Below are 14579 nucleotides of genomic sequence, written 5' to 3'. Positions count from 1 at the left end.
AACTTCAAGGACTAATTAGCCACCGACCTTAACTACTGGTTTAAAACTGGGGACAACCAGTTCACTATCCTGTTTGGTCAGCTTATTGTATAAGCGTTCCGTATTGGGGAAATTAGCGGCCGGTAGAGTCGGGAAACGACGATAGGGAACCGTATCTTCACCAAATAATTGTAGGTATTCCATGCTATTAACCATGGCACCGATAAAGGCTTTTAACCCCTTAGTTGCCAGAATTTGGTTATATTTCTGGATTTCTTTTTGATTCAAGGGAGCGCGACCTAAGAAGTGCTTGGTTCCCAATTCAATTACTTTCGTATTCGGATAGGGAGCATAGAATTCTTTCAGGTAAAGATCCGAACCACCTAAACCCTCAATAAACTCTTTCACCGTGATCTCAGCATTGCTTAATTTACTCTCTAAAGCGGTAAATTCGGCATTGATGATATAGGGTTCGAGATCCCGTTCAAAAATCTGACGATAGGCAGCGCGAACAGTATTTTGTACGGCAACTTTATCGAGATTAGTTAACAGTTTAAAGATCTTAGTTTGTTCCCGTTGAACCGTGACACCTTGACCGACACGAGATTGAATATCGGGTTCAGTGCGAATCGAGACCGAAGGTGTACCCAATTCAATAAAGCGCGGGGTTTCCTCTTTATCAACTCTTTGGCCGATATCTTCGCGGAGATTACCCAAACGCACCATCCGTAACTGCATCCCTTGGGGAGTTAGATAGCGCTCGTAGGGAACCGTATCTTCGCCAAAAGCTTCCGTATATTCAGGACTATCGATCAGAGCATCGATTAAAGCATAGAAGCCTTTTTTCGAGCAGATATCGAAGTATTGATTCATTTCCTGACGACCGTAGGTGGGACGACCGAGCAGACGACGGTGAATATATTCGATCGCTTTCACCACATAGAGAGGAGTCCAGTAGATTTTCCGGAAAGCCTCGGATTTAGCTAGGGTTTTGATAAACTCGCGCAGAGTAATATCGCCATTTTCTAGCTTAATCTCGGCCACGGATAAACGCTGACCCTCGTAGGGCATTCGACCGAAAACCTGACGATAAGCCGCTAAAATCACTCTTTGGGTGGAACTTTCACCAAATTTAACGCTCACCCCATTGCTAGAACCGGGTAACTCGTTATTGAGACGGAAAACCTTCGGTCCCAAAGTACCCGGGAATTCACCTCGGGCGCCGGGGTTGCTATTTTGGTTATTAGTGGCAGGTCCGCGGTGGATGAGGATACGTTTGCTATCTTTACCGAAGGGAGCGGGACTAGAACTAGGTTCGCGGGTTTCTTTCGGGAAAATTGCCCCAAATTGGATTTCTAGGGGGTCATTTCCGGAACCGTAAACGTGCTGATCTGGTAAGGGGCGATCGTATTTAGCAAAGGTGGTGATAAATTGGGGAACTTTGCGGAAAGGTGCGCTGTAGTTAAACAGGTCGATCTGCATCCCCCAGTTACGACATTCCTGCGCTTCTGCACCCAAACCCCGGAGATAGGGAACGGTTTCTTCGCCGAAATAGTCGGAATATTCCTGAGAATCGACTAAAGCATCGATTAACGCCGCTAAACCCCCGCTAGAGACGATCGAGAAGTATTTCTGCACTTCTTCCCGGGAGGAAGGACCGCGACCGAGGAAATGACGGAAAGCCAATTCTAGGGCGCGACTATTGATAAAAGGTTCAAAGAACTGTTTGCGGTAGAGAGGCGATTTACCGAGACGACGGACGAATTCTTTCATCGAGATGTCGCCGTTTTTCACCTTCGATTCTAGGTCAGAAATGGACTGACTGTAGGCGCGGGTGATGTCCCGTTCAAAAATTTGTCTGTAGGCGGCCTTGATAATCGAAGATTTTTCCGACTCCGATAAACCGGTTTTCATGACAAACTTTTGCCGTTTTTCGGCGGCGTTGTAGTAGCTTTGGGGAAGACTTAAACCCTGTTGGTCACTACTGGGACGCTGACGCAGTTTATTAGAGGGGGTGGGGGCTTTTAATTCCCCCAGTAGGATATTGAAATAGTCACTGATTAAAGTGGCCGCATCCTTGTCTCTTTGGAAATACTCGATCGAAGCGGACCGCATTTCCTGTAGGGCCACGATGGTGGCATCGACGGAACAGGCATTTTCGAGAACTTCCCTTAAACCGCGGGTATTAACGATCAGGATACTGGTATCGCCGGCCACGATCGCGTATGTAATGTAACGCAGGAACCAGGATAAATCCCGGAGGGACTTCTGCATATTGCTCGGACCGTAACGAGAGACGTTAATCGGTCGGAATCCGGGGGGAATCGGGCCGCTAGAGGCGAAAATCCCCTTTAAGCCACCGAGGAAGCCACCACCGCCACCAGAGCCGCTTTCAGCGTAGGTAACGGTTCCTAATTTCATCCCTTCCTGGACGTTGATAACTTTACCCGCACCCACCAGGGCCATTTCTTCCACGGGGGGTTTTTCTAGGTAAGCCATGGGGGAACCACCGGTAAAAATCCGGTTAGCTGCCCGCGAGACGATCAGATCGGAGTTCCGGGTGAGCGTTTGGGCAATATCTAAGCGCTTGCTCCCCGATTGGAAGTAGGCGATCAGTTCATTGAGTTCGGGTTTATCGAGAAAGCGGTCTTGTTGTTCTGCTTGGGTAATGGCAGATACTGGGACGGTTTGATAGAGTTGGGGACGCGCTAAGGAGCTGCCACCGCTTGCCTTAAGACTCATTGGATTTTAACTATCTCCCTTGACGATGTGCTGAGTTCTCCAATCGTGGAGGCGATCGGTCTTAAAACCAGATGTTTAAAAATTTAATCAGCATCTAGATTAAAACTTTTTGCGCTTCCTGAGATAGTTTATTAAGAATTATATAGATTTTTTTCGCTAAAGTTGCCGATTGGTCTATTCTGACACCCCACCTGTATGGGAGGCTAACCAGTCTAAATAGGTCTGAGAACCCGCAACAAGAGGTAAAGCGATGATTTCCGGGACGGCATAGCTATGCAGTTCCTGTATCTTCGCCGATAACTGCTCAAACTGCTTTAAATCGGTTTTGATCGCTAATTGCCATTCGCGCTCGTTTTCAATCTGTCCCTGCCAACGATAAATGGAACGAATCGGGTAAATACTGACACAAGCAGCCAGGCGATCGTTAAGTAAGGCGATCGCTAGGTGTTCCGCTTCCGTTTCGCTGGCCGTTGTCACCAGCACCACTCCAAAACCAGTTAATCTTTCAGTCATAAGTAGTCGTGCAAAATAAATTTCCTAGTGAAGATAGGCAATAGGCAAAAGGCAAAAGGCAAAAGGAGGAATAGATAATCAGTCTTTAATAACTGGATTTAGTATGATAACTGATAACTGATAACTGATCACTGATAACTGATAACTGATAACTGATAACTGATCACTGATCACTGATCACTGATCACTGATCACTGATAACTGATAACTGATAACTGATAACTGAATTTAGGTGATCGCTTTTTCTAAAGCGGCCAGATCGGGAATACAGAGAGATTCCTGCTGTCGTTGGATCAGGCCTTTTTTCTCCAATTTGGTCAAGGATCGGGTCACGGTTTCCCGGGCCAGTCCACTAATACTACTCAATTCCCGGTGAGGTAAATTAGGAATTATCGCACCCTGGCCGCTTTTTTCTCCTTGACCTTCGGCTAAAAAGAGTAAAGTATCGGCGACTCTGGAGAGACTATCGGCCTCGCGCAAACGTAAACGCCGGTTAAGCTGACGCAAACGCTTGGCCATTAACTGAGAAAGACGAATTCCCGCTAAAGGCTCCGATTTGAGCAGATTAACAAAATCTTGGGCGGGAATACTGCTAATTGTGGCCGTGGTTAAGGTGATAGCATCAGTGGAGCGGGGAGATTCTTCTAAAGCGGCCATTTCTCCGACTATTTCCCCTTTACCGATGATATTTAAGGTGACTTCTTTGCCATCCATATTGTAAGTACGAATTTTCACCCAACCATCGAGAATAAAGTAAACCGAACCACCCCAATCATTTTCTAATAGAATTGCCCGATTAGCGGGATGAGTGCGGGTGACAACATGAGAAGTAACTTGATCGAGGGTTTCAGGCGATAAACCGACCAGTAAACTGGCTGTATCCAATAATTTTTGAATTTCTGCTGATTTTTCCGCGGGATAGCGTTTTTCTTCCATGGTTTAATATTTAAATTTTGTTCGTTTTAAGTGGGTGATTCTACAATAGACAGTTGTGGGTATTTTTAGTGATCTAGTGACCGATAAACCGAATTTTTCCTCCCTACTGACCGAGATCGATCTGATTCTTGCCAAGGTGATTTCGTCTCTAGTTAATCCGCAAGAATTTAGTTGCGAGACAATTATCGCCACTCGTCAACATTTAGAATCGGCCAGAGAACTTCTTTCTCCCTTATTGTTGCCCGATCGAACCCCTGAAGTTGCCCGTTGGTCCCTGGGAATGGAGGTACAACCACCAGGGGTGAAAATCGTTTTTTTTCGGGAAAGCCAGGGACTGATCGATTTTTATCCTCTTTCTTGGAGTCTGGCAACGGGAACAAGCGATCTCTTACCCTGCTCTCAGGTGGAAGAATATCTAATTAGCTGGCTATCTAATCGGGATTTTAGCACCGATTCTTGGCTCTGGGAAGCCTTAGAGCGATTAGAAGCTATCATTATTACCGATGACGGAGAAACCCCCACGGATGACCTAAAAAAAGCCCTTCTCAGAGCGCAACTAATACCCCCCGATCGCCTATCTAGTCTAGAAACAGCGATCGCTACTGCTCTGGCCTATATTCCCACTAGCAACCAACCCCAAACCCAAACCCTACTAGTAGTCGAAGGTAAACGAGAGACTACCACTTTAGCGCTGCTGGAAGTCCCACGGCAAACTTGCTCTTTATCCCGTCCGGCAATCGCTCTAAGCCATTTTAACTACGGGGAAAACACCTATGAACGGGCAATAGTCTCTCAGTTAATTTATCCTCTCCTTCGACTTGGCTCAGCTTGCCCTGAGCTAAGTCGAAGGGGGCAAGTCTGGCGTTCTTTTTTGCCGCTTTCGCTTTCGGATCTCACCGATACTAATCCCTTAAAAAAATCTTTACTGGCAGCCGCTAGATTAACCAAATTAATCCTCCAAGAAGAAAGCGAATTTACCTCCTCTCTAGCTGGTCATACTTGGACGGTCAGTCGCACCGATTTAAATAAGAAGGTGATTGCACCATATCTAGATAATTTAAGACAAAAAATTAATGATTTGTTAGAAAAACAGCAAAAAAGTCTTGAGGATATCGATAAAATAATTTTTAGCGGTAATTTTTTCTTGACCATTTGGCCCTATTTCTTAACAGAAATTCAGCAAGAATTTGCTGGCTGCAATCTAGAAGCCCCCAGCCAGGAAACCTTCTCACCAGCAATCTTGGGTTTGGGTCGTCTCTGTTTATTTTCGGCTCTTAGAGGTCAGAATGTAAATAATGCTTAAAAATCCACCTCAGCCTCGGTTAAAAGTCAGAATTTAGGGGTGAATAGAATTTTTAGGGTAATTGGGTCGAATACTCAGCCCGACGCTGGTGATTCGGTAGCAGTGATGGAGGCTTAATGCTTTGCCGGTTGAGCATTGTAGTCATGGATAAAATATCAAAGGGCTACCCAACGAGATTCTCCATTTTTTTAGAGAAAGATAGACTTTCTCTCAGCAACCGATAAATTCTTTGTCGAAAGATATTATTAAGTCTTTTAATAGGATAATTTTGACCAGTTTTTTTCCTCCTAATCGATGATGTTTACTCGTAATTACTGTCTTATATTGCTCCAAAAATTCTGTGTAAGTAACAGCACATTGGTGGCATCCCACATTGGCAGAAATTTTGATAGGTTGAGTTCTGTGTAATCTAGTTCCTTTAAGCGAGGGAGCTTGGGTTATGATTATAGATATGTTTAAACCAGCTTTGTCAAGCGAGATAAGGTTTTTTTCCTGTACGTTTATAATTTTATCCTTTGTATTCTTGTCTAAGTTTTTGTACTCTTTTTGTCTCTTTTTCTATCGGGTGTTGAGTTTTTTTGCGGGTCAGTCTCAATCGTTCGGCTATTCTTGCCACGGTTGCCACAATTAACACTATACCAGTTCTTTCCAGGAATAGTTCCGATAATTCAGCTAGAGTCGCATCATTATTTTCCTCAATTAACTCATCAAGGGTGATCATCTGTTCTTGCGTGAGTTTTGAATAATGATAGCATCGATAAGTCTTCGGTCGAATATCTCCCGTTTCTGGAGATTTTTTCAAAAGCTTTTGTACGAAACTTAAGGCTAGGTAGAATCTTTTCGCTAATTGCCTTAGAGAAATAGGTTTGTTATGATAACAGTCTAGGATTTTCTGACGGAACTCTACTGGATAGGATTTGATTTGGGGGACAATTTAGCTATCGAAAACATTATACTTCATATTTGTGAGAAAGGCTGTATTTTGTTTCTTCTGTGGGAGGTGCGCCATTGGAAGTTCTCAAGTGCTATATTAGGGATCGAGAAAACCCGTCGTTCTACGACGGGTTTAAACCCAGATTTTCGATAAATTTGGCTAATTCTGAATCAAAAATGTTTATGACCACAAACAATACCGAGAGTAACTCGATATATCCGGTACGTTGGCAAGATAACAAAGTCTGGCTGATCGATCAAACCCGTTTACCGAACGAGTATGGGGAAGTTGAGATCACCAGCAGTGAGTCCATGGCCCGGGCGATCGAAACGATGATTGTCCGCGGCGCTCCGGCGATCGGGGTAGCGGCTGCATACGGTATGGTTTTAGGAGCGCAGGAAATTAAAACCGACCAGACAGAGGAATTTCTGGCTGATTTAACTAGAGTAGCCGATCGATTAGCCCAAACCCGGCCGACGGCGGTGAATTTATTCTGGGCGATCGAGCGAATGCTAAAAGTGGCCAGGGAAAGTGGACCAGAAGTGGCAATAATTAGCAAAAATCTCCTTGAAACTGCCCAAAATATCCAAAAAGAAGACGTGGAAACCTGTCGGGCGATCGGTCACCATGGTTTATTGGCGCTGCCGGAGCAGCCGGAAAAACTGACAATTCTAACCCACTGTAATACTGGTTCCCTGGCCACGGCTGGTTATGGCACTGCTTTAGGGGTAATTCGTTCCGCTTGGACGGCTGGTAGATTAATACAAGTGTATGCAGATGAAACCCGGCCACGGCTGCAAGGGGCAAAATTAACTGCCTGGGAATGTGTGCGGGAGGGAATCCCCGTCACCGTGATCACCGATAGCATGGCGGCCCACTGTATGCAGCAAAAACTGATCGATGCGGTGATCGTTGGGGCCGATCGCATTGCGGCCAATGGGGACACGGCCAACAAAATCGGCACCTATTCCCTCGCGGTGCTGGCAAAAGCTCATAATGTGCCTTTTTATGTGGCCGCACCCCTATCGACGGTGGATTTTTCCCTTAAGGATGGTACGGGTATACCGATCGAACAGCGCGATAGTGCCGAAATTTATCAGGTGGGGACAACTACCCTTTCCCCTAGAGATGTTAACTTTTATAACCCCGCTTTCGATGTTACTCCCGCCGCTTTAATCACCGCAATCATCACGGAAAAAGGATCGGTAACACCTGCTGAATTAATTTTTTTACAGGACTCCTAGAGGGTAAGCTTTTTCCCTACTAACACCATTTTTATTTGTTGATATCGACTGGCACAGTGGGGAAAAATTCAGCCTCAATCAGATTGGAGGTGACGGGGAAGGGGTTAAAATCGGTCAGATCGGTATTGACAAATAGACAAAAATAGCTTAGAGCGATAATATCAAGGAAGATAGTAATTTTGAGAAATTATCTACATTTAGATACTATTATTGAGCTAATTAATGCTAATTAAGGTCAAAATTTAGCTTTTTTGTTTATTTAAGAGATTTTTGTTAAGATAAGCTAAAAAATTGATTAAACCAGAACCCAATTCTATATCTATTAAAGTCCAAGTAGATCAAAGATGTATTCTTGTTAAATCTTTACCTAATCGAGATTTAAAGGATGTTATAATGGGGTGGTAAAGACCAAAATCGGAGTGGTAAAGTGTAGATTTGAGGGGAAACTTAAGTATCGTTGGCAGCAGGGCTTTTACTATAGCAGTTATCTTAATGGTGAGGTACGAAGTCTCTTGTTTGAGGAGACCTTGGAACGGGCAACGCCGCACAGTAGCTGGTCGTCTGGAGATGATGCCAAATTCCTTCATATTTCATCCTTATGAGAAATCTTTATGAGCAACGCTGTAAGTGGAAATAAAATCAACTGGGAAAAGAACATGGATAAAGTGCGGGTTATCGTTATAGAAGATCACGATCTAACACGCATGGGCTTGGTGGCAGCCCTCCAGTATCGAGAAGGTATTCAAGTGGTGGGAGAAGCCACCAATGGATTACAGGGACTGAGGCTGCTAGAGGAGGCTAAACCCGATGTTGCGATCATCGATATAGGTTTGCCGACGATCGACGGGATCGAGTTAGTGCGGCGTTTCAAACAAAATTGCGGCGAGGACGGCCGGGCCACGAAGATTCTCATGCTAACCATGCACAAAACCCAAGAACCGGTTTTAGCGGCTTTTACTGCTGGGGCTGATTCTTACTGTATGAAAGATATTAGCGTCGATAAATTAGTCGAGGCGATTCATTCCACCCAGGAAGGCAATCCTTGGATCGATCCCTTAATCGCCAATATTGTCCTGCAACAAGTGCGCCAAAATGTTCCCGTGGGTGCAGCCGCCGAGGCCAAAAAAGTGATAATTGAGGGGGTTGACCCGGAATGTCGCCAATTACTGGAAAATGCTCCCCTAACGGAACGAGAGCTAGAAATTCTGGATTTGATTGTCGCCGGTTGCAGTAACGCCGACATTGCCGACCGACTCTATATCACCATCGGCACGGTGAAAACCCATGTCCGCAATATCTTAAATAAACTCTGTGTCGATGATCGGACTCAAGCGGCAGTGCTGGCCCTGCGATCGGGATTAGTGGGTTAAAAAACCAGCATCCTACCCGGGTAGAATGCTGGCTCCCTCAAAACTAGAAACTAGACTTGGGCTGCCACTTTTGCTTCAGCGGCCATTAGTTTTTCGTAGGTTTCACGCATTTTGAGACCGACCAATACTTGGAATAAACCCGTACCATTGGTAGAACCGGGATAATCTTTGTGTTTGAGCAGTAATTCGGTCATTTCACCGTAGTATTTAGTGCCAGTTTTGCTCAAATGGCTTTCGATGTAGATCATTTCTTCCAGGTTATCGAATTGACCATCTAGTTCCAGAATCGACACTTCATTCCCCAAGAAGCCATCTGGACCATAGTAGAGTTTAATGCCGGGATAAGCGCAGGTCAATTTACGACCACAGGGCCGCCAATCAATGGTGGAACCTTCATCAAACAGATAAGCGGGTTCAAAGTTTTCCACCCCTTCTTTCTGAATTAAACGTACCCGTAGTAATTTACTTTCATGATCTTCAAGTAATTGGGTGGGCAGCACTTGAATCACCACGTCAGCGTACTGTCTTTGGGGATCGATATAGGCACTGAAATCCGGTTTTCTAGAATTAATAGCCGCCATCACATCATCATAGGTGTGACCGCGCTCGGCCATATCCCGTTGAATTTTCCAGTTAACTTTGACTTCATCGCTAATATCGAGATAAACGCTGAAATCTAATAGGTCCCGCACTCGTTCATCATATAAGGGGTGTAGTCCCTCGATCACGATTACCTTATTCGGTTCGATGATTTCGGGGGGATCGATCATCCCCGTTTCATGATTATAAATAGGTTTATTAATGGCTTGACCTTCCTTGAGAGCTTTAATCTGCTCATACATCAGGTCAAAGTTATTCGCTTTCGGATTGAGTGCGGTGACACCCACCTCTTTTCTCTGTTTGCGATCGAGACAATGGTAGTCATCTAAACAGATCACCGTCATAAACTCGGCCCCGAATAAATCCGTCAAACGACGTAAAAAAGTAGACTTCCCACAACCGGAGTCCCCAGCTACACCGATTAGAACCACGCGCTCTGGCTTATTGGCCATAGTTTCCCTCTAAATACACAACTAATTGTTAACCCATAGTATGTAATTAAACCAGACTCTGGATCCAGCAGCACCCCGCCGCCACAAATTTCTGCTGCTGACAGGTTCGGCAAGAGCCTCACGCTAGAATGAGTAGGTATTTAATACTAGATTCTCTGTTCAGATCATACCGGAATCAGTGACCAAAATCAGTGATCAGTAAACAGTAAACAGTGATCAGTGAAAGGACAGCGCTGTTAATGCTATTTAACCCTCCTCACTAAAAACCCACATCTGATACTGGTAACTGATCACTGATTACTGAGAGCGTGCGGTGGATGTGGAGAAATTTAGTCATTTCCTCCACTGCTAGGGGGCAACTGATGCGATTGCCTTGGATTCTCTCACAACCTAATTCTTGCAGGATTTCTAGTTGTTGCTGGGTTTCCACTCCCTTGGCGATCACTATTAAGTTAAAACTTTTCGCTATCGCCAGCAATGACGAGATAAAACGGGTATCTTGGGGAGTAATCGTCAGTTTTTTTGTTAAAGATTGCTCTATTTTCAGTTTTTTCACGGGAAATTGACCGAGATAGGCGATCGAAGCGTAACCGCTGCCAAAATCATCGAGGGTAATACTAATACCCAATTTCTGCAAATCCCCAAGAATTCGACTGGTTTCGCGGCTATTTTCCAGTAAACTTGTCTCGGTTATTTCCATCTCCAGAAAGAAAGTCCCGATTTTGGTTTCAGTCAAGACTTCTTTTAGGGTGGTGAACAACTGGGGATCGCGCAATTGGTGTGGGGACAGATTGATCGAGATGGGAGTGTATAATAATCCCCGCTGCTGCCATATTTGTGCCTGTTGACAGGCATTTTTTAGCACCCAACGATTAAGCTCAAGGATTAACTCGCTTTCTTCGACTAAGGGTAAAAAACGATTGGGAGCGATTAATCCGAATTGAGGGTGTAACCAGCGCAATAATACCTCCAATCCTTCCACTTGCCTCTGAGGGATATTAACTTGCGGTTGATAGTAAAGAGCTAATTCATTATTTCTCATTGCCTGATAGAGAAAATATTCAACTTTAGAACTACGAGTATTTTTGGAGGGAACATTAACTGACTCTATCTGGGGGTTATTATTTGTATTATTCTTGACTGCTACTAAATTTTCCTCCAGTTTCTGTAATATTACTTTCCTGTCTGTGCCGTCGGGGGGATAGATAACTGAACCTAAACTTAATTGCACGACTAGGGAGTGATTTTCGATTTCGTAATTACTTTCTAGGGTTTTAATAATTCTTTGACTAACTTTTTCCAGATCATTAGCATCATTAATTTGTGGCAGCAAGATAATAAATTCATACCCTCTCCAATGGGCGACTATATCTTCTGATCGCAAACTTTTTATTAAACGTTCAATTAAGATTTTTAATAGTTTATCTCTCAGTCGATAACCTAGTTGATTGTTGACATTTCTTAGCCGCTCTAGGTCCAATAATAACAGCCCGATCAGTTTATTATTTTTCTGGGCATTATTAATAGCACTTGAGAGATATTCATTAAAGAGAGAACGGTTAGGTAAATCCGTGAAAACAATAGAAGAATATTCCTCTTGAATCTGGCTATCAAAACTAATGATTTCGGATGGGGATTGATGGATAATTAAGGTACTTTTTGCATGGAGGTCATTCTGGCTAGAATGGGTTTGATTTTCCGTCAGGTTCCCTTGTAACTGTCCTAGACTTTTAACTGGTGCTTGCTCTATTTTTGCTTGACTGGCTATTAAATGAAAACTGGCATTTATATCACAGCCAAAGTTAATTAAATCACCATCTTTTAATTCATGAATTAAGCATTTAGACCCATTGACATAAATGCCATTATGACTTTTATTTCCCTCTAAATCACCATCAAGAATCCAATAGGAAAATTTTTGGCGATCAATACTCTTTTTAATTAAAGTCGCATGATAGCGAGACGCGTGTTTGGAGCGAAGAACAATTTGATTATCGGACTTACGTCCGAGAGAATATTTCATTTCCTCTAGGGTAATTGTTCTTCTCCCCTGAGGATCTTCCACAATGAGGAGATAACGGGTATTGGATGAACCATTAATCATTTTTTCTGCACCTCGACAAAACTAAAAATATAAGTTAATATACTCCCTCAAAAGCCATGGCTTATTCGTCTTTAAGTTAATTTATTTTCTCAATAAAGTGTTGGGGGAATTCGGAACAGTTACTTAACAGTAATTGTGTCACATCTTCTGGGTTCAAAGTCCGAGTCAACCAAAATCCTTGTACTTCTTCACAATCGAGACGTTGGCAAATATCCAACTGTTGTAAACTTTCTCCCCCGACGGCAATAACTCGTAAATTCAAATTCTGTCCTAGGCCGATCATAGTCGATAACATGGCTAAATGCTTGGTTTTTGATTGTAAAGATTGGATAAAGGTTTGATCGATCGATCTTCAAAGTGTCGAAGATGTATTTATAAATATAACTTAATGAGGAATAGTCGGTGGCAAAATTATCTAAAACTAACTGTACCCATAATTCCCGCAGGTCGCTCAAAGCTTAGTTGACAAAGCTCTCATCCTGCATGATGCAGTTTTCATTAATTTAGACCTGCTGCACCTCAGATTTGCAGAAATACCGACTATCAGCAACAAACTAATACAAATGTACGGATAACCGAGTGTAAGCATCCCATTTGCAAAGCTAATGCTTTCTGACCTTTGGGGGAGGCACTTTCTCCACGGACATCTAAAACCACGCGCGTGGGTCGCGAAGTCCTGTCCTCCCTAACGAGGTTTGGGGAGTAGAAACCCTCAAGGGCCCAGATTGAGTGATAAAATCAGAAACAAAGTCCTATTTTAGCAGAGATTTTCCCTTTAAAAATCCCAACTTAGTAAATTGACAAAAATGAGATGTACCACCGAGGAGTTCTCCCTATGGATAGCAACCGATTAACCGAAGAATTAAAAAATCCCGACTTTTATCCTCATTCTGTTAAAATTCCCGTTGAAATTATCCAAACCCATGCTTCAATGATCTTCTTGACAGGAGATTATGCCTATAAAGTCAAGAAACCAGTTAATTATAATTTTTTAGATTTCTCCACTTTAGAAAAGAGGAAATATTATCTAGAACAGGAACTAGAGTTAAATAAAAAAGTTGCCGCCAGTATCTATCTGGAAGTTTTGTCAATTAATGATGAAATGGGTAGCATAAGTTTAAATGGAAAAGGAAAGGCGATTGAATACATTTTAAAAATGAATCAGTTTCCCCAAGAATGTTTACTGAGTAAAATTTTTGAACGGGGAGAACTAACGGAAAAAGCGATAGAGTCTTTGGCTGAAAAGGTGGCACAGTTTCATCGGCAATCTCTGACTAATTCCTATATTAGTCAATTTGGTAATTTAGAAATTATTAAACAAGCTTTTGATGAAAACTATCAACAAACCGAGAAATATATTAATTTTGTCCAAACCCAAAAACAATACGATGAAACGAGAGCTTATACAGATAAATTCTTCGCAGAACATCGAGATTGGTTAGAAGAAAGACAAATAAAAGGGATGATTCGTGAATGTCACGGCGACTTACATTTAAATAATATCTGTCAGTGGCAGGGAGAAATACAATTATTTGATCGCATAGAATTTAATGAATCTTTTCGCTTCGTTGATGTCATGTATGATCTTGCTTTTACCGCCATGGATTTAACCGCTAGAGGGAGAGAAGATTTCGCTAATTTATTTGTCAATACTTATCTAGAACAAACCGCCGACTGGGAGGGTTTAAAAGTCTTGCCTCTCTACCTGACTAGACAAGCGTATGTGAGGGCAAAAGTCAATAGTTTTTTGCTTGATGGTGACAGTTTTTCCGAGAAAATTAAAGCCAATGCACAGGATTATTATCAATTAGCTTGGCAGTACACACAACCGCAGAAACCGAGATTAATTCTGATGTCGGGATTTTCTGCATCGGGTAAGAGTACCATAGGGAAAGTAATTGCTCAAAATCTTAATGCTATTCAGATTCGTTCCGATGCAGTTCGTAAACATTTGGCTGGAATTGACTTAAATCAAACAGGAAGTCTAGATATATATAGTCTCGAAATGAGTCAAAAAACCTTTGCTAGACTGGAGGAATTAGCCCGAATTTTAATAGCTTTAGGTTATCCAGTTATTCTCGATGCACGCTATGATAAATATGCTTGGCGAGAACCCTTATTAACCTATGCAAAAAATTTACAGATTCCTTTTCATATTGTCCATTGTCACGCACCTATAGAAGTTTTAAAACAACGGATTGCCGCTAGAAAAGGCGATATTTCTGACGCTACTATCGAGGTTTTAAATGCCCAAATTGAGAAAACAGAACCTTTTAATGAAAAAGAACAACCCTATCTAATTTCCCTAGACACTACTAACCCCAATTGGTCAGAATTTTTAGAGAGTCAATTAGGTAAATAGGTTGAGATTAATCACGATATAGCCATTCTTATAAAGTAGC

General features: G+C 42.8%; 11 protein-coding genes and 1 pseudogene. 5 read left to right on the top strand and 7 right to left on the bottom strand.

What is annotated here, in order from left to right; translation table 11 throughout:
* Positions 1–15: 15 nt before the first annotated feature.
* From myaer_RS01385 to myaer_RS01375, 3 genes are all read right to left on the bottom strand, one after another.
* A complete protein-coding gene (locus myaer_RS01385; protein WP_046660643.1) occupies positions 16–2721 on the bottom strand; it encodes a phycobilisome rod-core linker polypeptide in 2706 nt (901 codons plus the stop codon).
* Positions 2722–2895: 174 nt separating this feature from the next.
* Positions 2896–3234, bottom strand: coding sequence for a divalent-cation tolerance protein CutA (gene cutA / locus myaer_RS01380; protein ID WP_046660642.1), 339 nt, complete (start codon positions 3232–3234; stop codon positions 2896–2898).
* A 228-nt stretch (positions 3235–3462) separates the two neighbouring features.
* Entirely contained in the window at positions 3463–4170 is a 708-nt protein-coding gene (locus tag myaer_RS01375) for a Crp/Fnr family transcriptional regulator (protein ID WP_046660641.1), read from the bottom strand.
* A 55-nt stretch (positions 4171–4225) separates the two neighbouring features.
* On the opposite strand from myaer_RS01375, the gene myaer_RS01370 reads away from it, so the two are divergent.
* The gene (locus tag myaer_RS01370) at positions 4226–5473 is read left to right on the top strand and encodes a hypothetical protein (protein ID WP_046660640.1); all 1248 of its coding nucleotides are present in this window, start codon (positions 4226–4228) and stop codon (positions 5471–5473) included.
* Between the two features lie 508 nt (positions 5474–5981).
* On the opposite strand, the gene myaer_RS01360 is transcribed toward myaer_RS01370, so the two are convergent.
* On the bottom strand, positions 5982–6275 hold the full coding sequence (locus myaer_RS01360) for a hypothetical protein (RefSeq protein WP_149039018.1): 294 nt from the start codon (positions 6273–6275) through the stop codon (positions 5982–5984).
* 176 nt (positions 6276–6451) lie between these two features.
* On the opposite strand from myaer_RS01360, the pseudogene myaer_RS22615 reads away from it, so the two are divergent.
* The 3 genes and pseudogenes from myaer_RS22615 to myaer_RS01350 all read left to right on the top strand — a co-directional run.
* Positions 6452–6526: pseudogene (locus tag myaer_RS22615) on the top strand (IS200/IS605 family transposase); the annotation flags it as partial.
* Positions 6527–6589: 63 nt separating this feature from the next.
* Positions 6590–7651: an S-methyl-5-thioribose-1-phosphate isomerase gene (gene mtnA, locus myaer_RS01355; RefSeq protein WP_046660638.1), complete on the top strand. Its 1062-nt coding sequence runs from the start codon at positions 6590–6592 to the stop codon at positions 7649–7651.
* 656 nt (positions 7652–8307) lie between these two features.
* Entirely contained in the window at positions 8308–9021 is a 714-nt protein-coding gene (locus myaer_RS01350) for a response regulator (protein WP_046663568.1), read from the top strand.
* Positions 9022–9071: 50 nt separating this feature from the next.
* Here myaer_RS01350 and myaer_RS01345 read toward each other — a convergent pair whose 3' ends face one another.
* From myaer_RS01345 to myaer_RS21475, 3 genes are all read right to left on the bottom strand, one after another.
* On the bottom strand, positions 9072–10073 hold the full coding sequence (locus myaer_RS01345) for a phosphoribulokinase (RefSeq protein ID WP_046660637.1): 1002 nt from the start codon (positions 10071–10073) through the stop codon (positions 9072–9074).
* 259 nt (positions 10074–10332) lie between these two features.
* On the bottom strand, positions 10333–12177 hold the full coding sequence (locus tag myaer_RS01340) for an EAL domain-containing protein (protein ID WP_046660636.1): 1845 nt from the start codon (positions 12175–12177) through the stop codon (positions 10333–10335).
* Positions 12178–12253: 76 nt separating this feature from the next.
* Entirely contained in the window at positions 12254–12523 is a 270-nt protein-coding gene (locus myaer_RS21475) for an EAL domain-containing protein (protein ID WP_080949698.1), read from the bottom strand.
* Positions 12524–13012: 489 nt separating this feature from the next.
* Between myaer_RS21475 and myaer_RS01330 the strand changes: the two genes are divergently transcribed.
* Entirely contained in the window at positions 13013–14539 is a 1527-nt protein-coding gene (locus myaer_RS01330) for an AAA family ATPase (protein WP_046660634.1), read from the top strand.
* Positions 14540–14579: the final 40 nt, after the last annotated feature.

It is taken from the genome of Microcystis aeruginosa NIES-2549 (assembly GCF_000981785.2).
Classification (GTDB): domain Bacteria; phylum Cyanobacteriota; class Cyanobacteriia; order Cyanobacteriales; family Microcystaceae; genus Microcystis; species Microcystis aeruginosa_C.
Note: the sequence above shows the minus strand (reverse complement) of the source record. Positions and strands in the feature narration are given on the sequence as shown.